The sequence below is a fragment of the Klebsiella sp. MPUS7 genome, from assembly GCF_009905335.1.
In the GTDB taxonomy this organism is placed as follows: Bacteria; Pseudomonadota; Gammaproteobacteria; order Enterobacterales; family Enterobacteriaceae; genus Klebsiella; species Klebsiella grimontii.
The window spans coordinates 2,013,594-2,039,681 of sequence record NZ_CP047604.1 but is presented as its reverse complement, the minus strand read 5'-3'; the positions used below and the strand labels follow the sequence as shown (position 1 = coordinate 2,039,681).

The window sequence follows — 26,088 nt, the reverse complement described above, 5'->3', positions numbered from 1 at the left end:
TCCAGTTACGGTTGCCTGGCAGGTCAATTCTCGCCGCTAAAATTGATCTGCCGATTAATGGCTTAAAATATTAAATTAAAACCATTCTCATTATTTTTAAATCGCCAATGCGTGTTATTCCCATTTGCATTATTAATAAATGATTTTATTAATTTACTTTTTGCAAATAAATTAATAACAAATTATAGTGAGCGCACAATAATCCTTAATTCTATTTTCCCGGAGCGGCCTGATGCTAAAAAATGAAATGATCGAAAAGCTGAATGCGCAGATGAACCTCGAACTTTATTCTTCTCTGCTTTATCAGCAAATGAGCGCCTGGTGCAGCTATCACAGTTTTGAAGGCGCCGCCGCGTTTCTGCGCCGCCACGCGCAGGAAGAGATGACCCATATGCAGCGCCTGTTCGACTATCTGACCGATACCGGTAGCCTGCCCAGCATCACCGCTATCGCTTCGCCGGTTGCCGAATATACCTCTCTGGATGAGCTGTTTCGCGCGACCTATGAACATGAACAGTTGATTACGCAGAAAATTAACGAACTGGCCCATGCGGCGATGACCAGCCAGGATTATCCAACATTTAATTTCCTGCAGTGGTACGTTGCTGAACAGCACGAAGAAGAGAAACTGTTTAAATCCGTTATTGATAAACTGTCCCTCGCCGGCAAAAGCGGCGAAGGCCTGTATTTTATTGATAAAGAGCTGGCAACGCTCGATACGCAAAATTAATAAAGACGGCAGCGAGGCTCAGCGCTCGCTGCCAAATTAATGGCGGCAAATTTTACTTTCGTGCGTATTAAACCCTTCATCAGCGGCAATAAACTTGCCTTTTTTCTGCAAAAACGCCACCAGCTCCGCCGCGCTCAGATTTTCCGCCGAGCAGGTATGGAATCGAGCCTCTTTCCCGAAACGGGCGATAATCGCCGCTTCCAGCGTAGCAACAGTGTAAGACTCGTCTGATGAAATCATCATTTGCAGCACTTCGTGACCATGAATTGATGGCATAACCCCTCCCGTAAACCCCGAAGAGTAAACCAGCCGCAGCGGCAGGTTATTGCGCCAGCGCAGCTTTAGCGCAACCCTTTGTGGTGTAAATTTTTCATTACGCTATCTGTAACCCTCATTTGACGAACTCACTGATTTCACATACTCTGCGCGGCATAATTAATTGTGTAATCCGTGATGGATAGAGAAAAGCGTGAAGAACCGCACTCTGGGTAGTATTTTAATCGTTGCCGGCACCACCATCGGCGCCGGGATGTTAGCGATGCCGCTGGCGTCGGCGGGCGTCGGTTTCGGCGTCACCTTAGGTTTGCTGATAACGCTGTGGGCGCTGATGTGTTACACCGCCTTACTGCTGCTGGAAGTGTATCAACACGTGCCGGCGGATATGGGGCTGGGTTCGCTGGCGGCTCGCTATCTGGGCCGTTACGGGCAGTGGGCTACCGGTTTTTGCATGCTGTTTCTGCTGTACGCGCTCACCGCCGCCTATATCAGCGGCGCCGGCGAGCTGCTGGCTTCCAGCCTCAATCAGTGGCTGGACTGGCGCCTGCCTCCCGCGGCAGGTGTCCTGATTTTTACCGGGATCGGTGGAACGGTAGTGTGCATCGGGACCTCGCTGGTCGATCTTTTCAACCGCTTTTTATTCAGCGCCAAAATTATCTTTCTCGCCATTATGCTGGCTCTTCTGCTGCCGCATATTCACCAGATAAATCTGCTGACTCTGCCGCTACAGCAGGGACTGGCGCTGTCGGCCATTCCGGTGATTTTTACTTCCTTTGGTTTTCACGGCAGCATACCCAGTATTGTGAGTTATCTGGGCGGAGATATTCGCAAGCTGCGCCGGGTATTTGTCATCGGGAGCTTTATTCCCCTGGTCGCCTATATTTTCTGGCAGCTGGCGACGCTTGGCAGTATTGACTCCCCGGTATTTACCGCGCTGCTGGCAAAAAATGCCGGGCTTAATGGCCTGCTGGAAGCGATCCGTGAAGTGGTTGCCTCGGCGCATGTTGAGCTGGCGGTACACTTGTTTGCCGATCTGGCGCTGGCGACATCGTTCCTCGGCGTGGCGCTTGGGTTGTTCGACTATCTGGCCGATCTGTTTCAACGCCAGAACAGCGCCGCAGGACGGTTACAGAGCGGTCTGATTACCTTTTTGCCTCCGCTGGCCTTCGCGCTATTTTATCCACGCGGCTTCGTGATGGCGTTAGGCTACGCGGGCGTCGCGCTGGCCGTGCTCGCGCTCATGCTGCCTTCGCTGCTGGTCATGAAGAGCCGTCAGCAGCATCCCGACGCGGCATGGCGGGTGGCGGGCGGTTCTCCCGCGCTATGGCTTGTTCTGCTATGCGGAATCGGCATTGTCGCGATCCAGTTTGCGATTGTCGCAGGCCTGCTGCCCGCGGTGGGGTAAAAAAGAGGGGGCCGATTTGGCCCCCTTCTTTTATTTCACTAAACAGCACTGCTTGTATTTCTTACCGCTGCCGCACGGGCAGGGATCGTTGCGCCCAATCTTCGCCTCATTTCTGATGGGCTGCTGAACTTCCGCCGGTTGCGCGTGCTCAGTCCAGTAGTTGTATAGCGCGAGGGCCGCAGGACGAATTCGCTCAACGCTGGCGATAAACGCTTCGGCGGATAATTCATCGAGCGCCTCGAATCGCTCCTCGGTACCGTGCAGGGCGATGGCGTCCAGCTCCGCCTGCAGCTCAGACGGCAGCGCGGACCAGTCGCTCAATCCCACTCCGCGCATATAGCCGAAACACCACTCTTCGACAATCGTGAGTTCCTGCCCTTCCTCTTCCCGGCTGCCAAACATCGGCTCAAACTGATCGGGATAATCGCTTAAACGCTCGGCAATATCGCTCATTTGCTGCAGCGTCAGGTTCACAAAACGATCCCGTTCGCGATCGTTGGCCCAGCGCGGCACGTTATCCGCTCCTCCCCAGATAGCAATCAGCCACTGCGCGGGCTCAATCTCCGTCGGCCCGGAGAGAATGGCCGTCAGCAGCCCATCAAGCTCGGCAACGTCCATGATGGTGCCTTCTACCGCGTATTTCGACAGGATATCATCCAGCCATTCAACTTCGCTTTCGTTCAGGGGTCCAGTTTTCATAAACAGGCTCATCGTCGTAAAAAATGGCGCTTACAGTAGCGGAAATAGCGAGAGAAAACCACCCGGCTACTCAAGGTTCAGACGGCGCAGCGTCTCAGCAATCTCGCTAAAGGCCTCCGGCGAGAGCGGTAACAGCGGGCGCGGTAAGCAATCCTCAGCGCACATACCGAGGATCGTCGCCGCGGCGGCAGTGACCCGCAGGCTTCCGCCATACTTGCGGAACAGCATCCACAGCGGCTCCAGCCTGGCGCTTATCGCCGTCGCCCGCTGGGCCTCGCCCCGCCTCGCGGCAGCCACTATCTCTTGGGCAACGTTCGGGAAAAGTCCGCCGCACACGGAATACCATACCGCACAGCCGGCGTTCAGCCCATCGGCCGCGCTGGCGTCTCCGCTAATCCCAATAGACACCCCGGCCGGGAGCTGTCGCCGCAGGCTCTGCACGCGTTGCGCGACTTCATGGCTGGCGGGTCCGGGTATTTTCATTGAGGCAATACCCGGCAGCGCGGCTAACGCGCTTTTGAGCTCATCGGACAGAGAAATATGGGTAGTAACCGGATTGTCGTAAACGCAAACGGGTACAGAGACATGGCGACAAACGGTCTGGTAAAAAGTCAAAATTTCCTCATCTGACAGGGGCTGATAAGCCATCACCGGCAGGAGTAGCGCGTTCGCACCCGCCCGCTGGGCATCGTCTGCCAGACGAAGAACCTGATCGGTTCCCACCGCCCCGATCCCCACCATCATCGGCACCGAGCCGGCATGCGATTTTGCCTGTCGGACAACCTGCATTCTCTGCTCACGGCTGAGGTATGCGTAACTTCCCGTGGAGCCGAGCACGCCGAGAGAATTGACAGCTGCGTCAACGAGACGAGTAACAATGCGAGCAAAAGCGGTTTCATCAACGCCGTGATGATTGAACGGAGTCAGAGGAAAAGCGCAGAGGCCAGTAAACATTTCATCCCCACTTATTGAGATAATGATCGAGTGCTGGCAGATAGTAGCAACAGAAGCTTGTTTTGTCCTATGACAAAATAGAGTGAGGTGACGTTGAGGGGCAAAAGAGACGTTGTAGAAAAACAAAAAAACCACCCGTAGGTGGTTTCACGACACTGCTTATTGCTTTGATTATTCTGCTTTATCCCAATGGTACCCGGAGCGGGACTTGAACCCGCACAGCGCGAACGCCGAGGGATTTTAAATCCCTTGTGTCTACCGATTCCACCATCCGGGCTCGGGATAGAAATTGGAGGCGCGTTCCGGAGTCGAACCGGACTAGACGGATTTGCAATCCGCTACATAACCGCTTTGCTAACGCGCCTTAATGCTTTAACACCCGCAGCTGCCGATGTTCTAAACTGGAGCGGGAAACGAGACTCGAACTCGCGACCCCGACCTTGGCAAGGTCGTGCTCTACCAACTGAGCTATTCCCGCATCATCAAGCTAATTTGCTAATTACTTGATTTTGTTATCGTCTGCCAGACTGTGCTGCCGTTCGATGCGATGCATTCTACTTACCTGGCGCAATGAGTCAACGATATTTTTTAAAACCTTGTGTTGTTTGCTGAAAATTGCGTCGAAACGATCACTGATCAAGCAAATCGCCGCGCGCCGCGTTCAAATATTGCAGCATAGACCATAGCGTCAGCACAGCCGCGACGAGAAACAGACCAATCCCCGCCCATTCAACCCAGATATTTGGCCGCCACAGCATCCACACCAGCGCCGCCATTTGCGCCGTGGTTTTCACTTTGCCTATCCAGGATACCGCGACGCTGCTGCGCTTGCCCAGTTCAGCCATCCACTCGCGCAGTGCGGAGATAATAATTTCACGCGCGATCATCGTGGCGGCCGGTAACGTCACCCACCAGGTATGATAATGCTCGGCAACCAGCACCATGGCAATGGCAACCATAACTTTATCGGCAACCGGATCGAGAAAGGCGCCGAAACGGGTGCTCTGATTCCAACGACGCGCCAGGTAACCATCAAACCAGTCGGTCACGGCGGCAACAAAGAAAATTAGCGCGCAGGCAAAAGGCGCCCAGGTAAACGGCAGGTAAAACGCCAGTACAAAGAAAGGAATAAGAATGACGCGAAACAGGGTAAGCAATGTAGGGATATTAAATTGCATAGTAACGGGTAACTATCTGTTGTAAGTAAAAATTAGCCCTATGTTGCTACAGAGCCCCTAATGTTTCAACGAGTAGAAGATCTTTTCTGCCAGACCGTGAGATATACCCGGTACTTTAGCAATTTCTTCCACGCTGGCTTTCTGCAACCCCTGCAGACCGCCCATATATTTCAGCAGCATCTGTCGGCGTTTTGGTCCGACCCCTTCAATGGTTTCCAGCGTGCTGGTGCTTTTTACTTTTGCCCGTTTTTTACGGTGGCCGGTAATGGCGTGATCGTGCGACTCGTCGCGAATATGCTGAATCACATGCAGCGCGGGGGAATCCGGCGGCAGGCTAAAGCCCTCGCCTTCCGGTTCGAAGAATAACGTCTCCAGCCCCGCTTTACGATCGCTGCCTTTTGCCACGCCCAATAGCAGAGGATGATTTTTATCCCACGGCACATCCAGCTCGGCAAAAACCGCTTTCGCCTGCCCAAGCTGGCCTTTACCGCCGTCGATCAGTATGACATCGGGGATTTTATTCTCTTCTATTGCCTTGCCGTAACGACGACGCAGAACCTGGTTCATCGCCGCATAATCATCTCCCGGCGTGATGCCGGTGATATTGTAGCGGCGATACTCCGCTCGCAGCGGCCCGTTGCTATCAAAAACCACGCACGACGCAACCGTCTGTTCACCCATCGTATGGCTGATATCAAAGCATTCCATCCGGTTGACGGCGGGAAGCTTGAGCAATGTCGCCAGCGCCCGCAGGCGTTGGGTAATCGTCGAATGCTGGGAAATTTTGGTGGTCAGCGCCGTCGCGGCGTTAGTCCGCGCCAGCTTCAGGTAGCGCGCGCGATCGCCGCGGGGTTTAGTCTGTACGTTAACCCGGCGCCCGGCCAGTTCAGAGAGTGAATCCGCCAGCAGGGTTTTGTCGCCGAGGTTGAAATCCAGCAGGATCTCGCCCGGCAGCGTACGCATCTGGCTGCCCTGTAAATAGAACTGCCCGACAAACGTTTCCACCACTTCACCCAGCTCGGTGCCATTGGGCACTTTGGGGAAATAGCTGCGGCTACCAAGAACTTTCCCCTGGCGTATGAAAAGCACGTGGACGCACGCCATTCCGGCATCAAACGCCACGCCGATAACGTCCAGATCGTCCCCGGTATTGGAGACGAACTGCTTCTCCGTAACCCGGCGTACGGCCTGAATCTGGTCGCGGATCCGCGCCGCCTCTTCAAACTCCAGCGCCTGGCTGGCTTTTTCCATGCGGGCAATCAGTTGGGTCAGCACCTGATCGTCTTTACCTGCAAGGAACAGGCGTACGTAGTCGACCTGCTGGGCATACTCTTCCTCGCTCACCAGTCCCGCGACGCACGGCCCCAGACAGCGGCCAATTTGATACTGCAGGCACGGCCGCGAGCGGTTGCGATAAACGCTATTCTCACATTGGCGGATGGGGAAGATTTTTTGCAGCAGCGCTAAGGTTTCGCGAACCGCGTAACCGTTAGGGAACGGGCCAAAATATTCACCTTTAGCGTGCTTCGCCCCGCGATGCGTCGCCAGGCGAGGATGCGTATCACCGCTAAGGAAAATAAAGGGATAGGATTTATCATCGCGCAGCAGCACGTTGTAACGCGGCTGGTATAGCTTGATGTAGTTGTGCTCAAGCAGCAGCGCTTCCGTTTCGGTGTGGGTCACCGTGACGTCTATCTGGGCGATAAGCGCCACCAGCGCTTCGGTTTTACGCGAAGCCAGGTTGCTACGGAAATAGCTGCTAAGCCGCTTTTTCAGATCTTTTGCTTTGCCTACATAGATGACAGTACCGCCAGCATCATACATCCGATAGACGCCCGGCTGGCTGGTCACTGTTTTCAGGAAAGCTTTTGCGTCAAAAACATCACTCACTGACTTGCTAACGACTCCGCATTGCACAGGCCATGGCGAATTGCCAGGTGCGTCAGCTCCACATCACCATGAATATTCAATTTACTGAACATGCGGTAACGATAGCTATTCACGGTCTTCGGACTCAGATTCAGCTGCTCTGAGATCTCATTGACCTTCTGACCTTTGGTAATCATTAGCATAATCTGCAATTCTCGCTCAGACAAACTGGCAAACGGCGACTCCGCCTTTTCTGGTTCGATCTGGCTAAGCGCCATCTGCTGGGCGATATCAGAGGCGATGTAACGCTGGCCTGACGCCACGCAGCGAATCGCATTCACGACCTCTTGCGGCGCGGCGCCTTTACTAAGGTAACCTGCGGCGCCAGCCTGCATCACTTTTGCCGGCAGCGGATTTTCCGTATGGACGGTAAGCATAATGACTTTAGCATCGGCAACGGAACGGGCAATTTTTCGCGTGGCCTCAAGGCCCCCGATACCCGGCATGTTCATATCCATCAGGACAACATCTACGGGATTCGCGCGGCACCATTTCACGGCATCTTCACCGCAGCAGGCCTCGCCGGCAACTTTAATCCCTTTTATATCTTCCAGAATGCGTCGTATCCCTGCGCGCACCAGTTCGTGGTCATCAACAAGAAGGACGTTGATCAAAGGAATATTCTCCAGAATTAGGGATAACGCTACTGATAGCTTATCTCCCACATATTACCGGGTTTTAACCTAATTTTAAAAGCCAAAAAATGTTGTTGGAAAGATTTCTTCCGCCGCGATGGAAATTTGTCTGCACACCTGCTGGAAAGCCATACATAACATAGAGTTGTGCAATAGTTATTTTTTAACATTCATCATACAGATTACGTAAAAACACAACACATTGCGTAGGTGATAAATAAGCGCCTGAATATGTAACAATTATTAACACGAAAACAGCGCCACGAAAAAATTAGCCCGCTTAGACCTCATGAATACGTATTATTCAGTGAATTAAATCATTCACCATTCGGATGAGAGAACGGAAATCCAGCACTCCTTTTTTTTCCTTTGCTTGTGGTATACTGCGCCGCCTTCACTTTTAGTCATGCGCATTTGCGCAGAAAGCAACCGAGGATATCGATGAGCACACCAGATTTTTCCACTGCGGAAAATAATCAAGAACTGGCACAGGAAGTTTCGTGCCTGAAAGCAATGATAACGCTGATGCTGCAGGCCATGGGTCAGGCTGATGCAGGCCGCGTGATTATTAAAATGGAAAAGCAAATCGCGCAGATGGAAGATGAGGCTCAGGCTGCCGTATTCTCCAGCACCGTTAAGCAAATTAAACAGGCATATCGTCAGTAATCATTTACCGGCTGAAGGTATTACTAACAGCCGGTCTTACGTCTGGCACGCAGAACAACCAATTAAATCAAATTAAGCCCGTCGCTACGGCGTAGCAGGCAATTTGGGTTTTGTTTGGCGCATTGAATTTTCGCTGCATATTCTTCTGGTGGAAATTGACGGTATTTTCAGAGATAGACAGAATCATTGCGACCTCAGCCGAGGTTTTCCCTTCTGCTGTCCATTTCAAAATTTCCAGTTCACGTCGACTAAATTTCATTTCCGGCGGCATAACCATCTCGTCCTCCAGGCGCAATAGCGTCAGCAGGCTCAATTCGGTTAGGGTTCTTAAGCGCATCTCCAGTTCGTCTTCCGCAAAAGGGCCCTGGCTATGGCTTGCGCCTGAAACCGACAGGAATCCCTGAGCATGGTTAGGCAGCGTCAGACACTGCGTCACGCCCTTGCGTAATCCGTGGTCGCGCGCGCCGTTCCATAATTCAGGCGTATCATTGAATAGCTTATCGTTCCAGGGCAAATGCCCACGAAGAAAATTCTCCTTACGCAGTACCGGGTCGATCGCAAAATAATTCTCGGCTTGATAATGCGCCATCCAGGCCTGCGGATAGGTTGATTGCAGCGTCACCCTGGGGCGAGTAAAAGGCACGGGATGCCGTACGCAGAGTGCGAAGTAGTCATATTCCAGCCCTTTTGCCTGCTGCTGGAGAAGATGAAAAACCCCCTCGCCTGCAGAAACTGACTGAAATTGTTGCAGCATTTCCCGCCGCCAGCTGAAAAAATCATTGTCCCTCATAACTGACCAAATAACTCCTGAGTGATAATCATTATTATAAATACATAAAACTAACACATAAATCCTGCTTATATGTATAAAAAATGGTAGCCACCGCATTTATTAGACTGCGGTTGGCAAAAGCGCCAGACGCGTTAAAAAATTATGCCAATTGACGTGGCACAAAACCTTGACAGATGTATCGCCGTTGATGAGCGCCAATATCTGGGGAGGCTTTTTTTGCTGATAAAGCGGAAATTCTTCGCGGCCTGCCGCATCCGCCTGAGCGAATGCGGCCAGCGCAAAGAAATTATTGCATCAGGAATTTTTCGAGGAACTGCCGGGTACGCGCCTGCTGAGGGTTAGCAAACAGGGATTTCGCTTCTCCCTGTTCAACGATGCGCCCCTGATCCATAAAAATAGCACGGTCCGCAACGTCACGGGCAAAGCTCATTTCATGGGTCACGATAACCATCGTGCGCCTCTCCTGAGCCAGTTGGCGAATGGTATTGAGGACCTCACCGACCAGCTCCGGATCTAACGCCGACGTTGGCTCATCAAATAGAATGACATCGGGACGCATCGCCAGCGCGCGAGCTATCGCCACGCGCTGCTGCTGTCCGCCGGACAAACGGCGCGGGTAGCTATTCTCTTTACCGGTAAGCCCAACTTTCGTGAGCAGTTCACGCGCCCGGGCGATGGATTCATTTTTATCCTCCCCTTTGACGATGACTGGCCCTTCGATAATGTTTTCCAACACTGTACGATGGGGGAACAGATTAAAATTCTGAAACACAAAGCCCACATGCTGACGCAGACGACGAATCGCCGCTTTTTGCTGGTTAATGCTGCGCGCGGCATCGATCGTCACGTCGCCAACGCGAATCGTGCCGCTTTCCGGCTGCTCCAGGAGATTAATGCTGCGCAGCAGCGTCGTTTTCCCCGACCCGCTGGGACCGATGATCGCCACCACTTCACCCTGTTGAACCTCAAGGTCGATACCGTGGAGCACCGTTTGGCCATGGAATTTTTTCACCAGGTTTTTGACTTCAATCGCACTCATTTTGGATCTCGCTCCTGGCGGTTCAGCTGATTTTCAAAATAGTTCTGCAGCGTAGAAAGCACCGTTGCCATTACCCAGTAGATAAGCGAAGCGGCCAGGTACATGGTGAAAACCTCCAGCGTCCGGGAAGTGATCAACTGGGCCTGGCGGAACAGTTCCGGCACCTGGATCGTCGCCGCCAGCGACGTATCTTTCACCAGGCTGATAAAACTGTTGGACAGCGGCGGTAGCGCCACGCGCGCCGCCTGGGGAAGAATAGCGCGGCGCATCGCCTGCCAGCGCGTCATCCCGATACTCGCTGCCGCCTCCCATTGCCCTTTATCAATCGAGGCAATCGCTGCGCGCAGCGTTTCCGCAGCGTAGGCCGCCGTATTGAGCGACAGGCCGATCATCGCCGCGGGAATAGGATCCAGCTCAATGCCAAACTGCGGCAAGCCGTAATAGATCATGAACAGCTGCGCTATCAGCGGCGTTCCGCGAAAGATGGAAATGTACATCCGCGCCAGCCACTTAATCGGCCAGACGGGCGACATACGCATCAGCGCCAGAATAAACCCCAGCACCAGGCCAAAAAACATGCCGCCGATGCTGAGCTGTAGGGTAAATACCGCGCCTTTCAGCAGAAAAGGCGCAGAATCGATCACCAGTTGGATACTCTCTTGCATTCTATGTGTTCTGCATTAGATATGAGGATGATAGGCGAACAGCGCGGGGGCGCCGCCGGTGTGAACAAACAGTATTGGGCCTTCATCCTTAAAGCGTTTCTGGCTGATGCCATCAATCAGTCCAGCCATCGCCTTCCCGGTATAAACCGGATCCAGCAGGATACCTTCCAGCTGCGCCAGTAGCTTCACAGCGGCCATCCCTTCGTCGTTCGGCGTCCCGTAACCCGGCGCAAAGTAGTCATCCCAGAGCTGAATCCCAGCCTTTGCCTCCAGCTCCAGGCTATTGGCCACCGCCTGCTGCAGCGCAGCCACTTTCGGCAGCTGGTCGGCCACCTTGCGCGACACGGTCACGCCGATAAGCTCGGCATTGGGCATCAGTTGCTCAAGCCCCACGGCGAGGCCCGCATGCGTACCGGCGCTGCCGGACGCGACGACCACGGAGGAGAGCTCAACCGCTCCTTCGCACTGCTGGGCAATTTCCAGCGCGCTCTCAACGTAGCCCAGCGCGCCCAGCGCGTTCGAACCGCCAACCGGGATCGTGTACGGACGGTAGCCCTGAGCCTCGATACGGGTCGCCAGCTCTTCCAGCTGCGCATTCGGATCGGTCAACGCGTCGCACATTTCGACCTGAGTATTAAACAGGTCAAGCAGCAGACGGTTACCGTTAGTCAGGTAGTTCTCGGCCCGGGTGCCGATTGGGTTTTCCAGTAGCGCCACGCAGTGCAGGCCCAGTTTTGCCGCCACGGCCGCCGTCTGGCGCACGTGGTTGGACTGGATGGCCCCTGCGGTAATCAGCGTATCCGCCCCCTCCCGCAGCGCATCAGCCGCCAGGAACTCAAGCTTACGCAGTTTGTTGCCGCCCATCGCAAGCGGGGTCACATCATCACGCTTGATAAAGATTTCGCGGCCAAGGTAATCGGACAAGCGCGGCAGGTATTCAAGCGGCGTCGGCGCGCCAATCAGTTCCAGACGCGGGAAAAGGGTTAAATTTTGCAGTGACATAATACCTCCTGACTGAGTTATCCTTGATTATGCACGCTATGGCGCACGAAATAAAAAAAGGCGCTATCAAGAGCGCCTTTTTTCATCGCCGGTCGTTACTTCGTCACGTCAGCGCCAAACCATTTTTCCGACAGCGCCTTCAGGGTGCCGTCTTTTTGCATATCCGCAATGGCGCCATCAACCGCTTTCAGCAGGTCTTCATTACCTTTACGCAGCGCAACGCCGGACTCCTGGCGGGAGAAAGCTTCCCCGGTTACAGCCAGGGTATTGCCGGTTTTCTTCACCAGATCCAGCGCCGCCAGGCGGTCAACCAGGATAGCGTCGATACGGCCTACGCGCAGATCCTGATATTTCGTCGGGTCATCATCATAAGTACGAATGTCGACGCCCTGTACGTTCTGGCGCAGCCACTCTTCATAGTTGGTGCCCAGGCCAACGCCAACTTTCTTACCTTTCAGGTCGGCAGCGGTTTTGATCACGCCTTCGTTACCTTTCTTCACCAGCGCCTGAATCCCGGAGATGGTGTACGGCGTAGAGAAGTCATATTTTTTCTTACGCTGATCGGAAATAGTGACCTGGTTGATCACCACATCGATACGTTTAGAATCCAGCGAAGCCAGCATGCCGTCCCACTTAGTGGGTTTAAGGTCAGCTTTCACCCCAAGGTGTTTTGCCAGCTCGTTAGCAAAATCCACCTCGAAACCGGTCAGCTTACCGTCATCTCCCTGGTAGCTGAATGGCGGATAAGTCCCTTCCAGGCCAACGCGTAACGTGCCGCGCTCTTTAACCTGATTGAGCAGATTTTCAGCCGCAAAGGTTTTTGCGCTGACGCCAGCCATTAATACAACGGCCATTGCGCCCATCAGCGCCTGACGACCCAGAAGTGCTAATTTCATAGATACCCCTAACAGAGTGATATTTTGCAATAGTGTAAGGCGTTTAGCCCCGGTCACCAACATCGATACGCTACATCTTATTCCAAATTATTATATATGATGCCTTTTAGGGCATAGGGAAAACGTAGGCGAAACGTCTGCATTTTGCTGGATATCTCTCATACTGCAATAGTCAGCTTGATGACGTCTGGAGCATGGAAGATGAAAAACCCCACGTTACTGCAGTGCTTTCACTGGTACTACCCCACCGGCGGCGAATTATGGCGTGAAGTCGAGGCCCTGGCGCCGAACCTCAATGAAATCGGTATCAATATGATTTGGCTGCCCCCAGCTTATAAGGGAGCCTCCGGAGGATATTCGGTCGGTTATGACTGCTACGATCTGTTTGATCTCGGCGAGTTCGATCAAAAGGGGTCTGTCGCCACTAAATACGGCGATAAAACCCAGCTACTGGCCGCTATCGCCGCGCTGCGCCAGCACGATATCGCCGTGCTGCTCGACGTGGTGGTCAACCATAAAATGGGCGCGGATGAGAAAGAGCCGGTACGCATTCAGCGTGTTGATCAAAACGACCGCACGCAGATCGCCGATAAGATTGTTGAGTGTGAAGCCTGGACGCGCTACACCTTCCCGGTACGGGCCGGCCAATACTCTGAATTCATCTGGGATTATAAGTGCTTCAGCGGCATCGATCATATCGAGAATCCCGACGAAGATGGCGTGTTTAAAATCGTCAACGACTATACCGGGGAGGGATGGAACGATCAGGTCGATGATGAGATGGGTAACTTCGACTATCTGATGGGCGAAAATATCGACTTTCGTAATCGGGCGGTGACCGAGGAGATTAAGTACTGGGCGCGCTGGGTGATGGAACAAACCGGCTGCGACGGCTTCCGTCTCGATGCGGTTAAGCATATCCCCGCCTGGTTTTATAAAGAGTGGATCGACCACGTCCAGGAGGTCGCGACAAAACCGCTGTTTATCGTCGCGGAATACTGGTCGCATGAAGTCGATAAGCTCCAGCAGTATATCGCCATGGTTGACGGCAAGACGATGCTCTTCGACGCCCCCCTGCAGATGAAATTCCATGAAGCCTCGCGGCAGGGTCGCGATTACGACATGAGCCAGATTTTTAGCGGCACGCTGGTGGAAGCCGACCCGTTCCACGCTGTGACTCTGGTGACTAACCACGACACCCAGCCGCTGCAGGCGCTGGAGGCGCCGGTTGAGGCCTGGTTCAAGCCGCTGGCCTATGCGCTGATTTTGTTACGTGAGAACGGCGTTCCGTCAGTCTTTTATGCCGATCTGTTCGGCGCCAGCTATGAGGATACCGGCGGCGACGGCGAGACCTACGCCATTGAGATGCCGGTGATCGAGCAATTACATGAGCTGATCGATGCCCGTCAGCGTTTTGCTCACGGCGTACAAACGCTGTGGTTCGACCATCCGAACTGTATCGCCTTCAGCCGAAGCGGCACCGAGGAAGATCCGGGCTGCGTGGTGGTGCTTTCCAACGGCGACGACGGCGAAAAAACGCTGCCTCTGGGCGAAAACTACCGTAATAAACGCTGGCGGGATTTTCTCGGCAATCGTGAGGAGGTCATTGAAACCGACGATGAAGGAAACGGCATCTTTACCTGTAACGGCGGCAGCGTCAGCGTCTGGGTTATTGAAGAGGTGCTGTAAAATACGGGGAAACACCGCGGGCTGAGAAGGTTTTCAGCCCGCAAAAAGCTTATTGTCCGTTTTTATCCGCCGACGCTTTTTTCCGTGCCAGTTCACACTCCGGGGTGAGACGATCCACCCTTTTAAGCGTCATCCGATCGTAGCTCAGGGTATCGCCTTCGCGCTCAATCGGATAGACGTCCAAAGCGGAGGTGACGTTATAAACCGCGTCATCACGCTTCATTAATTTCCCCGGCAGGACGATGACCCGCTGCCACTGACGACAGTCAAGCGTGTCACCCTGTTTAGTCACTATCAGGCTGGCGATCGCCTCCGGGCTCATCATCTCGCTCTGCGGGCCTGCCGATTGCCAGTATCCTTCCAGCCCTGTCGGCGCTGGAGCTTTAACAACATCGCTGTAGCTATCAACCTGAACGCACCCGGCGAGGGTCAGCAGAGCACCAGCAAACACTATCTTTTTCATCATCCATCCCACAAACCGATAAAAAAACATTGTGGCATTAAAGCGTTAAGCTCGCCACCCTTCCCGGATCGGGGAGCGGCGCAGCAAGACGCGGCCGGCTCAGCCAATATGGCTAAAAATTGCCTTCGAATGTTAAGTTATTCTTACTCATCTTATAAAACCGATAAATCAGAAGATGTTATTTTAACCATTCAATATAAGGATAATCCTATTTTAAAATACCGCCATAATGGCCATCCTATATATGACGGGTATTTAATGTTTTTATTTCCTCCACATAGCGATTTGTAGCCTTTACTTTGAGAATATTCCTGGCAAATTATGGGGCTTATACGAAATAGTTCAGGCTGCCTAATGGTTCCATGGCATCAGTCGTTTTAATTGCTAACTAAATGGACTTCATCGCTTGTCGGCGAGGAATAAATTATCGTTACGTGTTGATTGAGGATGGGTCATGTCAACGATTATTATGGATTTGTGCAGCTTCACCCGGCTGGGATTAACCGGGTACCTCACTGGCAGGGGGGTAAGGAAGCGAGATATCACTGAAGTACACAGTGCGCCAAGCCTGAAAGCCCTCTGTGAGACCAGCCGACCTTCAGTGGTATTTATCAACGAAGATTGCTTTATTCATCATGAAGACAGCAACCAGCTAATCCGGCAAATCATTAGCCAGTATCCTGCGACGCTATTTGTGATCTTTATGTCGCTGGCGAATATTCATTTCAACCACTACCTGCTGGTGCGCAAAAACTTACTTATTTGCTCTAAATCTCTGACCGAAAAAGACCTCGATGACATTCTCGCCATCCGCCTGAAATATGAGAACTATCGTGCCGCCCGGCTTAATATCCCCACGCTGTCTTTAAGCCAGACCGAGTCAAATATGCTGCAGATGTGGATGGCTGGTCACGGAACCTCGCACATATCAGCGCAGATGAACATTAAGGCGAAGACCGTCTCATCGCACAAGGGCAATATTAAAAAGAAAATTCACACCCACAATAAACAGGTGATTTATCACATCGTACGACTGACTGAAAACATCACGTCCGGAATTCATGTCAACCTGCGTTGAAAGACGCTGGCGGCCGCTGCCGCCAGTTCACTTACGGCAAGTCACTCGTCCCGCTCAACGAAAATACCGTCGGGATGCCCGTTCTCGTTAAAAAACCAGATGCCGAGCGGATAATCTTCCAGCGAAACCAGATACATCACCCCTTCGCTAAACGACTCTATCGCCAGCACAACACCCGATCGACGTGGGCCGCCATCGGTCTTCACCGTGACACGATCGTTTACCTGCATAACTCATCTCCTCTATTTTTGAGCCAGTGTAGAACAAAACAGCCGATCGCGCAGTGTCCGGCCCGGTAACTGCTGTTTTTGTAGACCGTCTATACTTAAGAGGCCCTATCTGAGTTAAGCGAGGTAGCCGAAATGAAAACCGCCAAAGAAAATAATGGCGCAGGCGGCGTTGATGTTGACGCCCTGCTGGCGGCGATTAATGAAATCAGCGAAAGTGAAGTGCAGCGTACGCAAGACGATCCCCACCGCGTCAGTATTGATGGCCGGGATTACCATACCTGGCGCGAGCTGGCTGAGGCCTTTGAACTCGATATCCATGACTTCAGCGTCACCGAAGCCAACCGCTGAATTCTGCGCGAAAAAAATCCCGACTCGCAGGAGTCGGGATGAAGCTTGCTAATGCAAGAAGCACTTGAAAATTCGTTACACCAGGATTTCCGATGCGCTACAAACATTACCCTCAATTATTTTGCATGACAACAAACATTCATGAAGCAAATTATTGAAAAATGTGGCTTAGCATTACCGCCACGCTGGCAAAGCTCGCCAGGCAAGGACTGCAACCCTTCGTTCTTCTACGAACGTCCGATTGCCGCTAAACGATTTTTAAGAATAATCTCACTAAAATAACCATAGTGGATGATTTCAATTCAATTTATTCACAAGAGAAATTTCTTTCACCCTTCGGCACAGACCCGATCGCGCCCGTTCTGCTTGGCCAGATACAAGCGATGATCGGCGACTGACTGCAAATTTTCGAAGTTATATTCGCCGGTATCATCGCTACCGCTCACCCCAAGCGAAGCGGTAATACGCAAAGAAATGCTGTTACCCAGCAAAATTTCGCGGCTATTGATCCGGATACGGATCCGTTCAGCAATCACCTGCGCTTCTTTTAACGGGGTATTGGGCAGCACAATACAAAACTCCTCCCCGCCAACCCTCCCCGCCAGATCGCCTTGCCGAATATGGCTGGCGATAGTGCTGGCCACCAGCGACAGCACGCGATCCCCCGCGTGATGACCGAAGCGATCGTTAACGCTTTTAAAGTAATCCAGATCGAGCTGAATTACCGCCACAGGCCGCTTCAGACGCTCGCTCAGGCGAGTTTCCGCAATGGCGCGTTCAAACAGCGCGCCGCGGTTTAATAAACGGGTCAGCGCATCATGCCAGGCCTGCCATTCCAGCGAGGTCTGCAGCACGCTCATGTTGCGCACCATTCGACGAATGACCAGCCAGGAGATCAGCAGCATCAAAGTGAACATTAACCACATCAGCATCAGCGCAATGGTGATGCTGCCAAAATCACCGCGGACCCCTTCCTGGATAGTATGGATACGGATCAGCACCCCATCAAAATTGCGTAAATTTTCCCAGCTGATATAGCGCGTGACCAGGCGAATCCCGCCCTGATTCTCATGGGAAGAGGCGCGGCTTAGCATCTCCTGTTCACGCGGCGACAGCAGCGTCAGCACGTTGCCCGGCGCGGAGGAGGCAATTAAATTGAGTCGATTATCATAAAGCTGGTACTCACCTTCCTCGCCCGTTTTGATCGCATTGACCAGAAATGTTTTCATCTCCTGTACCGAGAAATCCATCGCCAGAACGCCGAGCCAGTAGCGCTGGAAATCAAGCGGAATAGACGCCGTCACCACCTGCATTTCGCGCTGCGATTCATTATCGGGAAACGTTTGCCACACAATACCGCGAGCAGGATTATTCCGCTGCGTTTGTCGGGTAAACCAGGCGGCGCCTGTTGCCCGCGAATAGAGAGCCAGCGCCTGCGTCGAATTTTTCGGCAGCTCGGTCGTCGTAAAAAAACCGCTGCGCGACACGTACAGCATGCGTTTCGCAAATCCACGGTTGTTATTGGCCAGACGCAGCATATAACCCAGCTCCAGTGTGGCCATGAGCTCATTTCCGGAAAAGGGATTATCACGGGAAAGCAGCGCGTCGCTGTCGACAAAGGCATCCGCGACGCCGTAGATCGGCAGCGTCCGGCGGTTATGGATCTCAACCGACCATATGGGATCGTGCCGCTTTGTTAAGTAATCCTCTTCGGCCTTGCGCAGCGCGGCAAAATCCAACGGCGTACCCAACGCCGACCGCATACCGTTGCGAAAAAAAATCATTCTGTCGATATTAAACTGCAGCAAACTGTCGAACTCATGGGCCACGTTTTCAAGATTATTGCGCTGGTTTGCAACGTAGGCTTCTTCCAGGACCTTGATCTCACGCCATATCAGCAGCGTGGAGAAGCAGAAGACGATAAAAAAACAGAGGTTAACCACATATCCGGGGCTTAAAATCTGACGCAATTTTTCCACCCACATCAGCTTATCCATCGTTTTCTCGCAGCACAGTTAAAGAAGCAAACGTCATCCACGCTCCCTGTTTGTAAAATAATCACTATTATGAAAACGCCCGACGAATGCCGGGCGCTGATAAAGGGTCAGGTGCGATTCGACTTCCCTCCCCCTCCGCGAATAAGTTCATCCTCACGAAACGCCTCGCGCTTAACGCCGTAACCGTCATACCAGCGGCACTCCACCATGCCGCTGGCGAACCCGGTAACGACCATGCGGGGGCCACCGTTTTTTCGCCTCACTTCATCACTGACCAACAAGACCATTTTTGCCTCCGGTATCAGGAAGAAACAGATTTACCTTAGACGAAGCTGAACCACTTTGCATGAGTAGGAGCACATTTACTTCGCCGGACGACGAAGAGCGCCAATCGCTTTCACACCGGCCAACACAATAGCGCCAATGATGAATCCCAGCACCAGGTTGGCGACCGTTGGCAGCAGCGAGGCAATCACCGCATTCTGCCCATGGGCGAGATTTTCAATGGCATGGTGCAGCGGCGTAATACCGTGCACCACAATGCCGCCGCCGACCAGGAACATCGCCAGCGTGCCAACGATGGACAACACTTTCATCAGGCGGGGCGCAATCGCCAACAAAGCCTTGCCTGACCACTGCGCCAACGAGCTGGTTTTCTCCACCAGCCAGTAGCCCATATCATCAAGCTTGACTATGATCCCCACCAGACCGTAAACCCCCACCGTCACCAGCAGCGCGATGCCGGACAAAATCAGGATCTGATTTAATAACGGCGCTTCAGCCACAATCCCCAGCGTAATCGCGACAATTTCAGCCGACAGAATAAAATCGGTACGTATTGCCCCTTTCACTTTATCCCGTTCAAAAGCCATGGGGTCCTGGCTCGCCAGGGCCTCAAGCCGCTGCCGGCGAACCTGCGGATCCTCTTTATGCTTCCGGGCCTGCAGACTGTGCAGCACCTTCTCGACGCCTTCGAAGCAGAGAAACGCCCCCCCCAGCATCAGCAGCGGGGTAATCGCCCACGGGATAAAAGCGCTGATCAACAATGCCAGCGGTACCAGGATCACTTTATTGATCAGTGAGCCTTTGGCTACGCCCCAAACGACCGGCAATTCGCGGTTGGCCCGCACGCCGGTGACCTGTTGAGCATTAAGCGATAAATCGTCTCCCAATACGCCTGCCGTTTTTTTTGCTGCCAGTTTCCCCATGACCGAAATATCATCGAGTAAAGTGGCAATATCATCCAATAAGGTTAATAGACTACTTCCCGCCAAAATTACATTCCTTCATTTATGGTTGTTCCTCCTGAAGTATGAAGCAAAAGCGCTTTTTCGCCCACCAGTGTCCATAGTCAACAAAAATTTAACCATAGCAGGCGAATTAAAGCGCTCGCCAGCACGCGAGTTTTCACGTTTACTATATCTCCCCTTTCTGTCTCTGCACCGTCGTGAGGAAGTATGTCTACCCGTCAGCTGTTGCCGCTCATCGGGGCGTTGTTTGCGCTGTATATCATCTGGGGTTCCACCTATTTCGCTATCGCCGTCGGCGTCGCCAGCTGGCCCCCGCTAATGATGGCTGGCGTGCGCTTTCTTTCCGCAGGCGCGGTGCTGACCGCCTGGCTACTGGCAACCGGCCATAAGCTCCCTGCGCGAAAGCCCCTGCTCAACGCGGCGCTGATTGGCGTGTTACTACTGGCCGTGGGGAATGGTTTTGTCACTCTCGCCGAGCACCAGCACGTACCTTCCGGTATTGCGGCGGTCATGGTCGCGACGGTGCCGCTGTTCACCCTGTGCTTTAGCCGTTTTTTTGGTATTGCGACCCGCAAACTTGAATGGCTGGGTATCGCTATTGGTCTCGCGGGGATAGTACTGCTCAACAGCGGCGGCAACCTGAACGGTAACCCCTGGGGCGCGCTGCTAATACTTATCGGTTCAATGAGCTGGGCGTTTGGTTCCGTCTACGGCTCGCGAATCGAGCTACCGACGGGGATGATGGCGGGCGCCATTGAGATGCTGGCGGCAGGCGTCGTGCTGATGATCGCCTCCACGCTAACCGGAGAAAAATTAACCCAAATGCCGTCGTGGTCCGGCATTTTTGCCGTCGCCTATCTGGCGATCTTTGGTTCGCTTATCGCCATCAACGCCTATATGTATCTGATTCGCAACGTTACACCTGCCGTGGCGACCAGCTACGCCTACGTTAACCCGGTGGTCGCCGTGCTGTTGGGCACCGGTTTTGCCGGCGAAAGCTTATCCGCCGTAGAGTGGCTGGCGCTGGGAATCATCATCTTCGCCGTCGTTCTGGTCACGCTCGGCAAGTACCTGCTTCCGGCTCGCCGCGACATCACCTCCTGTAAGGCGCAGAAGTAACGTCTAACAGACCTATACCTTGCGTATCGATCTGCGCGCAGTTCCCTCCGCCGCAGATCCACTCCTCCAGCCGTTCCCCCAGCGCTTCGTCGCTGAGCTTCTGGCGCCCTCGCAGCGCGCACTCCCAGACCACCAGCACTCGCCATCCCTGCTCCGCCAGAAGGCCGATATCACGGCGATCGCGCGCCACGTTTTTGGCTATTTTATCCAGCCAGAACTCAGTTCGCGTCGCGGGGACCTTAAACAGGTAGCAATTATGATGATGCCAGAAGCAGCCGTGGGTAAAGATAACGCACTGATACTCGGCCACCACAAAATCCGGGCGGCCGGGCAGCGCGGCATCCTGCACGGTAAAGGAAAATCCTGCACGCGCCAGCAGTCCCGCCAGCCGTTTTTCAATCGCCGTATCGCGGGTGCCGATCGCGCGCATGTTTTTACTGCGGGTGGCTTTATCGTGGACATCGGCCATGGTCAATCTCTTGCTCACGGCAAGCCACCGCTCTTGCTATACGCGGCGCCAGCAGCTTCGCTACCGCCGCAAAGACCGGCACGACAACCGAATTGCCAAACTGGCGATAGGCCTGGGTATCCGATACCGGAATACGAAAATGGTATCCCTGCGGCGCTTCAAATCCCATCAGACGCGCGCACTCGCGGGGAGTCAACCGACGCGGACGCCGAAGCTGGTTCTCCGCATCGTCAAAAGACTTTTCGCCTAAAGGCCGATCCCAACCGCGATCGATAAGGATCTCCGCGCCATCTTTGTAGTAGCGGGCAGACAGCGTACGCGCCACGCTGCGCGGATTCTTGGGGTCAACGAGCCCGTAGCCAAAACCGTTCCCTCGCTCCTGATGCTTGCGCGCATAGCGATAGAGATATTTCCACAGCACTCTGGTGAGGATAAATTTGTCGTCAACCACGGGTTCCAGCAGCTCGCCGAAAGTTGGGCGAACGGAGGGATAGAGAGTGGCGATATCGCGCAGGGTGAATCCCTCATGCAGCTTGAGGTCGCGCCGAAAACCCACCAGCACAATGCGTTCCCGGTGCTGAGGTAAAAAATGACGCCCGTCGATCACTTTCGGATCATCCGCTCCGGTATGAGCCGCATCAGCAACCTCATAACCCAGCTCATCCAGCGTCTGCATAATGATACGAAACGTCCGCCCCTTATCGTGGCTCTTCAGGTTTTTGACGTTCTCCAGAACAAATATCGGCGGCTGCCGGGCGGCGATAATCCTGACTACGTCAAAGAACAGCGTCCCCTGCGTTTCGCAGGCAAAGCCGTGGGCGCGGCCAAGGGCATTCTTCTTCGATACGCCGGCGAGCGAAAAAGGCTGGCAGGGAAAGCCGGCCAGCAGAACATCATGCTGCGGGATTGTCTGGCGAATGTGCTGCGCCGCGTCTTCATCGCTCACCTCGGGGAGATGGCTCAACGTGACGTCGCGGATATCTTCATTGAAACAATGCTGCTCAGGATCGCAGTACCAGTTGGCTTTATAGGTGCGCACCGCATGTTTATTCCACTCGCTGGTAAACACGCATTGCCCGCCAATCGCCTCGAAACCATGACGAATGCCGCCGATACCGGCAAACAGATCGACGAAGCGGAATCCATAATGCGGATGATGCGCAGGCGGCTGCGGCAAGAGCGTGCGCAGGTGGGCCTGCTCCTGCGCAGTTATACGACCTGCCGCGCGCGTTACCGTCGCAACGCGCTTCAGTATAGCCGGGCTCCAGTGCTGCTCGCCGACGGCAACCAGTTGCGCGACCAGCGTTTTGACATCATATATCGCCATCAGCTGGCGCAATAGCGCCTGCGCATCTTCTCCGGTATGTTCAACCTTCAAAGACGGGGGATTTTCCTTGGATAAATTTTGCGCCATAACCTCAACCAGCCCGACTATTTTTGCAGAGGTTACCATAAATAGCGCAGCCAGTTTTACGCGAGTGGGTTAAAGCGCTGCAAAACCTCGTCATCAATAGCCATCGGGTCTCCACGAAGCTCCGCGCTGAGCTTGGCCATAAACTGCACCAGAAAGCGCGCATTGTGTATCGCCATTGCCCGGCCCTTTTCAGTCTGCATCGTTTGCGGTAAACGCAACAGCTTGCACTGGAAGTGATCCAGCGCGTAGGTTTTATCATTCAATTCCCGCCGGTCGGCAAAGGGATCGCTGGCATCAAACAAGATATTGTTCAGCGCGCCGGACACGGCAAAAACGCGCGCCAGGCCAATCGCCCCCAACGCCTCGAGTCGATCGGCGTCCTGAACGATTTTCGCTTCTTCGCTTCGCGGAGCAATCGCCGCGCTAAAACTGTGCGCTTCAATAGCGTGTAAAACCGCCGCGTAGCGTTCAGCGGGGAAATCAGGAAAAGCTGACTGGAGGATAGCCAGCGTTTTTTCCGCCGCCATCGCAGAAGAGCGGCTACGCTCAGGATGGTTTTTCGCCAGGCTGACGATGTCATGAAAATAGCAGGCGGTCAGGATCACCAGACGGTCAGCATCCGTATCTTCGGCCAACCGCTGCGCTGTAGCCCATACCCGGCGGAAATGCGAAATATCATGAGCCGCATCCCCTTGCGCGTGATGTTCGGTTAGCCAGGTTTCAAATCGTTGCTGCCAGTGAAAAAGGTCCATGCACGTTCCTTAGGTAACAGGCCAGCAACGAGCATAGCAACTTTATTCGTGATGTTCATAGATCTGCGCATTAGGGCGCGTGTACCAGGCAATTGCGCCAAGAATGGCCCCCACGATGCCTAACACCAGAAATCCCAACAGAGCGCCAATCCATTTCCCTGCCGTTGAACCAAGTTCGCCATCAATCGTAGCGCCGGGCACGCTTTGAATCTGCCCGACAACCCACCAGTAACGCGCCATCGCCCAGAGGAAATAACCACAAAAAGCATAAAATGCCCACAGCGCCAGTTTCCCACCAGGACTTCTTTTCGCTTTATCTTCCATTCATTTGCTCTCCGTGAACTCAACAAGCAACATCACTTGCCAGTCAAAAATAGTGATATCCATCACATTATATAGCGAAAATTCTTGCAAGGCAGCAGATCTCTCTACCCGATGCATTTTTGTGCATCATCCAGCTTCTTTGTCATAATGCCGGCTATATATTCAATGAATTTATTCCATTTTTAAATAATACAAATTTATGAATGGCATTTAATTTCTGGCTCTTTTTCACTCACCCTCCTTCGATCCTCATTTCACCAGTCATTACTCTTACTCAGATCATCCTCTGAAAGATAAACCTACGTTTAAAGACGTGCAAAACAATTATTCGTAAAATAAATATTAAATAACAACATATAGGATGCATGAAACTTATCTACAACAAAATCCAATCAACGAAGAAGCATAAGTCCATGTTATTAAAAGCCATAAATGCAGGAAATAAATTATCACAAAACAATATAATTTTAATATAATGAATATAACGGAAACATTTTGTAATATTAGATATAATTTAGTTACATATTTAATTTAAAGAAAAATGAACTTAATCGCTAGTATCAAATAGTCACCCCGGAAGGAATGACACAATTCATATTAATTATGATTAAAAGGGAATATATAATGAAAAGAAAAGTACTGGCAATTCTGGTTCCAGCTTTATTAGTCGCTGGCGCGGCTAATGCAGCAGAAATCTATAATAAGAACGGCAACAAACTGGATTTCTACGGCAAAATGGTTGGCGAACACATCATGACCCATGATGGCGACAACAACAATTCTGACGATACCTCCTATGCGCGTTTCGGCATTAAAGGCGAAACCCAGATTAGCAGCGAATTGACCGGTTATGGCCAGTTTGAATACAACATCAAAGCGGACAAACCGGAAGGTCAGCAGGGCAGCGCTACCCGTTTAGCATTCGCCGGTCTGAAATTCAGCGACTACGGTTCATTCGATTATGGTCGTAACTACGGCGTGGTTTATGACGCGGCAGGTTATACCGATATGCTGGTTGAGTGGGGCGGCGACGGCCTGGTTTACACCGACAACTTCATGACCGGTCGTACCAACGGTGTTGCAACCTACCGTAATACCGACTTCTTCGGCATGGTTGATGGCCTTAACTTTGCTCTGCAGTATCAGGGTAAAAATAACGACACCACCGCGAAAAAATCAAACGGCGACGGTTTCGGTTTCTCCGTTAACTACAACATCGACGGCTTCGGTTTCGTTGGCGCCTACAGCAACTCCGATCGTACTGATGAGCAAGCTGCGGACAAGCGGGGCGAAACAGCTGAAGTCTGGAACCTGGCGGCTAAATACGATGCAAATAATCTGTATGCATCAGTCATGTATGGCGAATCCCGTAACATGACTCCGCTGGAGAAAACGACTTTTGGCAGTTTTGCCAATCACACCCAGAACATCGAAGCCGTTGTTCAATATCAATTTGATTTCGGCCTGCGTCCGTCCCTGGGCTATGTCTACGCGAAAGGTAAAGACCTTGGCGCCAAAGAAGACACCAATGCGGATATCATGAACTACGTTGAATTGGGTACCTGGTACTACTTCAACAAAAACTTCAACGTTTACACCGCATACAAATTCAATCTGATCGATGATGAAGACGCGGCGGTAAGTGGCGCAGCCACTGACGATCAGTTCGCTGTAGGTATCACCTACCAGTTCTAAGATTGTCTCATTAACCTAAAGCCCGCTTAATGCGGGCTTTTTTCGTTGTCACCCCTAAACCACCTCCTGGGGAGGTGGTGATTGATCCTGTAAGTCTTTAGTCTGAAGAATGCCCATGCCGGAAAATCATTTGATGCTAAATTCAGTCCTGAAAATTTCAGTTACAAGGAGGTGACTAAGCAGGGAAGAGTAGCAAATTAACAAACACCGCAGGGCTGCCTGGTAATCGCCGCACCAGAACTCACGCCTCCGATAGCTCTCCGGCTTTTATATCCTCGCCATTCGGCATAATCATGTCCAAACAAACTCGGATGGAGAAGCGTAAAACAATACCCACAGAGGAATATGTCTACTGTAATAAAAACCCTGGTTGACACAGACCACGAGTTGGCG

At 52.7% G+C, this 26,088-nt stretch carries 28 protein-coding genes and 3 tRNA genes; 8 read left to right on the top strand and 23 right to left on the bottom strand.

All coding sequences use genetic code 11. The features are described from left to right. Nucleotides 1–232: 232 nt before the first annotated feature. Nucleotides 233–730, top strand: a complete 498-nt coding sequence (ftnA, locus tag GUC22_RS09605; RefSeq protein ID WP_004136616.1) for a non-heme ferritin — start codon at nt 233–235, stop codon at nt 728–730. Nucleotides 731–766: 36 nt separating this feature from the next. Here the strand turns inward: ftnA and GUC22_RS09600 are convergent, their stop codons facing one another. Then, complete coding sequence (locus GUC22_RS09600; protein WP_004136615.1) at nt 767–1,006, bottom strand: YecH family metal-binding protein; 240 nt, start codon at nt 1,004–1,006, stop codon at nt 767–769. 193 nt (nt 1,007–1,199) lie between these two features. On the opposite strand from GUC22_RS09600, the gene tyrP reads away from it, so the two are divergent. Further along, a complete protein-coding gene (gene tyrP, locus GUC22_RS09595; RefSeq protein ID WP_024359887.1) occupies nt 1,200–2,411 on the top strand; it encodes a tyrosine transporter TyrP in 1,212 nt (403 codons plus the stop codon). A 30-nt stretch (nt 2,412–2,441) separates the two neighbouring features. Here the strand turns inward: tyrP and GUC22_RS09590 are convergent, their stop codons facing one another. The 8 genes from GUC22_RS09590 to uvrY form a co-directional block, all read right to left on the bottom strand. Then, nucleotides 2,442–3,110 carry a YecA family protein gene (locus GUC22_RS09590; RefSeq protein ID WP_004136609.1) on the bottom strand — a complete coding sequence of 223 codons (669 nt, stop codon included), beginning with the start codon at nt 3,108–3,110 and terminating at the stop codon, nt 2,442–2,444. 66 nt (nt 3,111–3,176) lie between these two features. Continuing rightward, a complete protein-coding gene (locus GUC22_RS09585) occupies nt 3,177–4,064 on the bottom strand; it encodes a dihydrodipicolinate synthase family protein (protein WP_024359888.1) in 888 nt (295 codons plus the stop codon). Nucleotides 4,065–4,254: 190 nt separating this feature from the next. Beyond that, nucleotides 4,255–4,341, bottom strand: a tRNA-Leu gene (locus tag GUC22_RS09580). Between the two features lie 13 nt (nt 4,342–4,354). Then, nucleotides 4,355–4,428: transfer RNA gene (locus GUC22_RS09575), tRNA-Cys, on the bottom strand. A gap of 38 nt (nt 4,429–4,466) precedes the next feature. After that, nucleotides 4,467–4,542 (bottom strand) — tRNA-Gly (locus GUC22_RS09570). Between the two features lie 151 nt (nt 4,543–4,693). Beyond that, nucleotides 4,694–5,242: a CDP-diacylglycerol--glycerol-3-phosphate 3-phosphatidyltransferase gene (gene pgsA / locus GUC22_RS09565; protein ID WP_004122100.1), complete on the bottom strand. Its 549-nt coding sequence runs from the start codon at nt 5,240–5,242 to the stop codon at nt 4,694–4,696. Nucleotides 5,243–5,299: 57 nt separating this feature from the next. Beyond that, a complete protein-coding gene (gene uvrC / locus GUC22_RS09560) occupies nt 5,300–7,132 on the bottom strand; it encodes an excinuclease ABC subunit UvrC (RefSeq protein ID WP_049099988.1) in 1,833 nt (610 codons plus the stop codon). Next, nucleotides 7,129–7,785, bottom strand: coding sequence for a UvrY/SirA/GacA family response regulator transcription factor (gene uvrY, locus GUC22_RS09555; protein WP_004122102.1), 657 nt, complete (start codon nt 7,783–7,785; stop codon nt 7,129–7,131). Before uvrY ends, uvrC begins: the two co-directional genes overlap by 4 nt. A 462-nt stretch (nt 7,786–8,247) precedes the next feature. On the opposite strand from uvrY, the gene GUC22_RS09550 reads away from it, so the two are divergent. Next, a complete protein-coding gene (locus GUC22_RS09550) occupies nt 8,248–8,472 on the top strand; it encodes a DUF2594 family protein (protein ID WP_004122104.1) in 225 nt (74 codons plus the stop codon). 67 nt (nt 8,473–8,539) lie between these two features. Here GUC22_RS09550 and sdiA read toward each other — a convergent pair whose 3' ends face one another. From sdiA to tcyJ, 5 genes are all read right to left on the bottom strand, one after another. Then, nucleotides 8,540–9,262 carry a transcriptional regulator SdiA gene (gene sdiA, locus GUC22_RS09545; RefSeq protein ID WP_024359890.1) on the bottom strand — a complete coding sequence of 241 codons (723 nt, stop codon included), beginning with the start codon at nt 9,260–9,262 and terminating at the stop codon, nt 8,540–8,542. A 289-nt stretch (nt 9,263–9,551) separates the two neighbouring features. After that, the gene (tcyN, locus tag GUC22_RS09540) at nt 9,552–10,304 is read right to left on the bottom strand and encodes an L-cystine ABC transporter ATP-binding protein TcyN (protein ID WP_004122108.1); all 753 of its coding nucleotides are present in this window, start codon (nt 10,302–10,304) and stop codon (nt 9,552–9,554) included. Continuing rightward, nucleotides 10,301–10,969: a cystine ABC transporter permease gene (gene tcyL / locus GUC22_RS09535; RefSeq protein WP_004103458.1), complete on the bottom strand. Its 669-nt coding sequence runs from the start codon at nt 10,967–10,969 to the stop codon at nt 10,301–10,303. The genes tcyN and tcyL overlap by 4 nt, the downstream gene beginning before the upstream one ends. 15 nt (nt 10,970–10,984) lie before the next feature. Then, nucleotides 10,985–11,971, bottom strand: a complete 987-nt coding sequence (gene dcyD, locus GUC22_RS09530) for a D-cysteine desulfhydrase (RefSeq protein ID WP_024359891.1) — start codon at nt 11,969–11,971, stop codon at nt 10,985–10,987. Between the two features lie 95 nt (nt 11,972–12,066). Beyond that, nucleotides 12,067–12,867 (bottom strand): cystine ABC transporter substrate-binding protein, encoded by an 801-nt coding sequence (gene tcyJ / locus GUC22_RS09525; RefSeq protein ID WP_004136603.1) that lies wholly within the window; start codon nt 12,865–12,867, stop codon nt 12,067–12,069. 201 nt (nt 12,868–13,068) lie between these two features. Here tcyJ and amyA point away from each other — a divergent pair, with 201 nt between their 5' ends. Continuing rightward, nucleotides 13,069–14,556, top strand: coding sequence for an alpha-amylase (gene amyA, locus GUC22_RS09520; protein WP_160183494.1), 1,488 nt, complete (start codon nt 13,069–13,071; stop codon nt 14,554–14,556). A gap of 49 nt (nt 14,557–14,605) precedes the next feature. On the opposite strand, the gene yedD is transcribed toward amyA, so the two are convergent. Continuing rightward, nucleotides 14,606–15,019: a lipoprotein YedD gene (gene yedD, locus GUC22_RS09515; protein WP_024359893.1), complete on the bottom strand. Its 414-nt coding sequence runs from the start codon at nt 15,017–15,019 to the stop codon at nt 14,606–14,608. A 454-nt stretch (nt 15,020–15,473) separates the two neighbouring features. Here yedD and rcsA point away from each other — a divergent pair, with 454 nt between their 5' ends. Next, nucleotides 15,474–16,097 (top strand): transcriptional regulator RcsA, encoded by a 624-nt coding sequence (gene rcsA / locus GUC22_RS09510; RefSeq protein ID WP_004136600.1) that lies wholly within the window; start codon nt 15,474–15,476, stop codon nt 16,095–16,097. 41 nt (nt 16,098–16,138) lie between these two features. Here rcsA and dsrB read toward each other — a convergent pair whose 3' ends face one another. Then, nucleotides 16,139–16,327 carry a protein DsrB gene (gene dsrB / locus GUC22_RS09505; protein ID WP_004136599.1) on the bottom strand — a complete coding sequence of 63 codons (189 nt, stop codon included), beginning with the start codon at nt 16,325–16,327 and terminating at the stop codon, nt 16,139–16,141. A 132-nt stretch (nt 16,328–16,459) separates the two neighbouring features. On the opposite strand from dsrB, the gene yodD reads away from it, so the two are divergent. Continuing rightward, nucleotides 16,460–16,675 (top strand): YodD family peroxide/acid resistance protein, encoded by a 216-nt coding sequence (gene yodD / locus GUC22_RS09500; protein WP_004136598.1) that lies wholly within the window; start codon nt 16,460–16,462, stop codon nt 16,673–16,675. A gap of 329 nt (nt 16,676–17,004) precedes the next feature. Here yodD and dgcQ read toward each other — a convergent pair whose 3' ends face one another. The 3 genes from dgcQ to GUC22_RS09485 all read right to left on the bottom strand — a co-directional run bounded on the left by dgcQ (nt 17,005) and on the right by GUC22_RS09485 (nt 19,946). Further along, nucleotides 17,005–18,672: a cellulose biosynthesis regulator diguanylate cyclase DgcQ gene (dgcQ, locus tag GUC22_RS09495; RefSeq protein ID WP_049131492.1), complete on the bottom strand. Its 1,668-nt coding sequence runs from the start codon at nt 18,670–18,672 to the stop codon at nt 17,005–17,007. A gap of 107 nt (nt 18,673–18,779) precedes the next feature. Then, on the bottom strand, nt 18,780–18,959 hold the full coding sequence (locus tag GUC22_RS09490; RefSeq protein WP_004122136.1) for a YodC family protein: 180 nt from the start codon (nt 18,957–18,959) through the stop codon (nt 18,780–18,782). A 75-nt stretch (nt 18,960–19,034) separates the two neighbouring features. Then, nucleotides 19,035–19,946, bottom strand: coding sequence for a DUF808 domain-containing protein (locus GUC22_RS09485; RefSeq protein WP_004136590.1), 912 nt, complete (start codon nt 19,944–19,946; stop codon nt 19,035–19,037). Between the two features lie 183 nt (nt 19,947–20,129). Here GUC22_RS09485 and yedA point away from each other — a divergent pair, with 183 nt between their 5' ends. Continuing rightward, nucleotides 20,130–21,041 (top strand): drug/metabolite exporter YedA, encoded by a 912-nt coding sequence (gene yedA / locus GUC22_RS09480; RefSeq protein WP_004136588.1) that lies wholly within the window; start codon nt 20,130–20,132, stop codon nt 21,039–21,041. Here the strand turns inward: yedA and GUC22_RS09475 are convergent. From GUC22_RS09475 to drpB, 4 genes are read right to left on the bottom strand one after another with little or no spacing between them, the layout of a single operon-like run. Continuing rightward, nucleotides 21,016–21,510 (bottom strand): very short patch repair endonuclease, encoded by a 495-nt coding sequence (locus GUC22_RS09475; RefSeq protein ID WP_004136586.1) that lies wholly within the window; start codon nt 21,508–21,510, stop codon nt 21,016–21,018. The two genes, yedA and GUC22_RS09475, sit on opposite strands and share 26 nt — an antisense overlap. Continuing rightward, nucleotides 21,491–22,924 carry a DNA cytosine methyltransferase gene (locus GUC22_RS09470; RefSeq protein ID WP_024359896.1) on the bottom strand — a complete coding sequence of 478 codons (1,434 nt, stop codon included), beginning with the start codon at nt 22,922–22,924 and terminating at the stop codon, nt 21,491–21,493. Before GUC22_RS09470 ends, GUC22_RS09475 begins: the two co-directional genes overlap by 20 nt. A 56-nt stretch (nt 22,925–22,980) precedes the next feature. Further along, entirely contained in the window at nt 22,981–23,676 is a 696-nt protein-coding gene (locus tag GUC22_RS09465; RefSeq protein WP_049089595.1) for a phosphohydrolase, read from the bottom strand. A 42-nt stretch (nt 23,677–23,718) separates the two neighbouring features. Further along, nucleotides 23,719–24,000, bottom strand: a complete 282-nt coding sequence (drpB, locus tag GUC22_RS09460; RefSeq protein WP_004136582.1) for a cell division protein DrpB — start codon at nt 23,998–24,000, stop codon at nt 23,719–23,721. Between the two features lie 624 nt (nt 24,001–24,624). Here drpB and GUC22_RS09455 point away from each other — a divergent pair. Beyond that, on the top strand, nt 24,625–25,695 hold the full coding sequence (locus GUC22_RS09455; RefSeq protein ID WP_024359897.1) for a porin: 1,071 nt from the start codon (nt 24,625–24,627) through the stop codon (nt 25,693–25,695). Nucleotides 25,696–26,088 lie beyond the last annotated feature (393 nt).

What these genes read in the sequence shown, in the direction of transcription:
- ftnA (WP_004136616.1), top strand. Translation starts at nt 233, where the DNA reads ATGCTAAAAAATGAAATGATCGAAAAGCTGAATGCGCAGATGAACCTC.
- GUC22_RS09600 (WP_004136615.1), bottom strand. Translation starts at nt 1,006, where the DNA reads ATGCCATCAATTCATGGTCACGAAGTGCTGCAAATGATGATTTCATCA.
- GUC22_RS09590 (WP_004136609.1), bottom strand. Translation starts at nt 3,110, where the DNA reads ATGAAAACTGGACCCCTGAACGAAAGCGAAGTTGAATGGCTGGATGAT.
- GUC22_RS09585 (WP_024359888.1), bottom strand. Translation starts at nt 4,064, where the DNA reads ATGTTTACTGGCCTCTGCGCTTTTCCTCTGACTCCGTTCAATCATCAC.
- pgsA (WP_004122100.1), bottom strand. Translation starts at nt 5,242, where the DNA reads ATGCAATTTAATATCCCTACATTGCTTACCCTGTTTCGCGTCATTCTT.
- GUC22_RS09550 (WP_004122104.1), top strand. Translation starts at nt 8,248, where the DNA reads ATGAGCACACCAGATTTTTCCACTGCGGAAAATAATCAAGAACTGGCA.
- sdiA (WP_024359890.1), bottom strand. Translation starts at nt 9,262, where the DNA reads ATGAGGGACAATGATTTTTTCAGCTGGCGGCGGGAAATGCTGCAACAA.
- tcyN (WP_004122108.1), bottom strand. Translation starts at nt 10,304, where the DNA reads ATGAGTGCGATTGAAGTCAAAAACCTGGTGAAAAAATTCCATGGCCAA.
- tcyL (WP_004103458.1), bottom strand. Translation starts at nt 10,969, where the DNA reads ATGCAAGAGAGTATCCAACTGGTGATCGATTCTGCGCCTTTTCTGCTG.
- dcyD (WP_024359891.1), bottom strand. Translation starts at nt 11,971, where the DNA reads ATGTCACTGCAAAATTTAACCCTTTTCCCGCGTCTGGAACTGATTGGC.
- tcyJ (WP_004136603.1), bottom strand. Translation starts at nt 12,867, where the DNA reads ATGAAATTAGCACTTCTGGGTCGTCAGGCGCTGATGGGCGCAATGGCC.
- amyA (WP_160183494.1), top strand. Translation starts at nt 13,069, where the DNA reads ATGAAAAACCCCACGTTACTGCAGTGCTTTCACTGGTACTACCCCACC.
- yedD (WP_024359893.1), bottom strand. Translation starts at nt 15,019, where the DNA reads ATGAAAAAGATAGTGTTTGCTGGTGCTCTGCTGACCCTCGCCGGGTGC.
- rcsA (WP_004136600.1), top strand. Translation starts at nt 15,474, where the DNA reads ATGTCAACGATTATTATGGATTTGTGCAGCTTCACCCGGCTGGGATTA.
- dsrB (WP_004136599.1), bottom strand. Translation starts at nt 16,327, where the DNA reads ATGCAGGTAAACGATCGTGTCACGGTGAAGACCGATGGCGGCCCACGT.
- yodD (WP_004136598.1), top strand. Translation starts at nt 16,460, where the DNA reads ATGAAAACCGCCAAAGAAAATAATGGCGCAGGCGGCGTTGATGTTGAC.
- dgcQ (WP_049131492.1), bottom strand. Translation starts at nt 18,672, where the DNA reads ATGGATAAGCTGATGTGGGTGGAAAAATTGCGTCAGATTTTAAGCCCC.
- GUC22_RS09490 (WP_004122136.1), bottom strand. Translation starts at nt 18,959, where the DNA reads ATGGTCTTGTTGGTCAGTGATGAAGTGAGGCGAAAAAACGGTGGCCCC.
- yedA (WP_004136588.1), top strand. Translation starts at nt 20,130, where the DNA reads ATGTCTACCCGTCAGCTGTTGCCGCTCATCGGGGCGTTGTTTGCGCTG.
- GUC22_RS09475 (WP_004136586.1), bottom strand. Translation starts at nt 21,510, where the DNA reads ATGGCCGATGTCCACGATAAAGCCACCCGCAGTAAAAACATGCGCGCG.
- GUC22_RS09470 (WP_024359896.1), bottom strand. Translation starts at nt 22,924, where the DNA reads ATGGCGCAAAATTTATCCAAGGAAAATCCCCCGTCTTTGAAGGTTGAA.
- GUC22_RS09465 (WP_049089595.1), bottom strand. Translation starts at nt 23,676, where the DNA reads ATGGACCTTTTTCACTGGCAGCAACGATTTGAAACCTGGCTAACCGAA.
- drpB (WP_004136582.1), bottom strand. Translation starts at nt 24,000, where the DNA reads ATGGAAGATAAAGCGAAAAGAAGTCCTGGTGGGAAACTGGCGCTGTGG.
- GUC22_RS09455 (WP_024359897.1), top strand. Translation starts at nt 24,625, where the DNA reads ATGAAAAGAAAAGTACTGGCAATTCTGGTTCCAGCTTTATTAGTCGCT.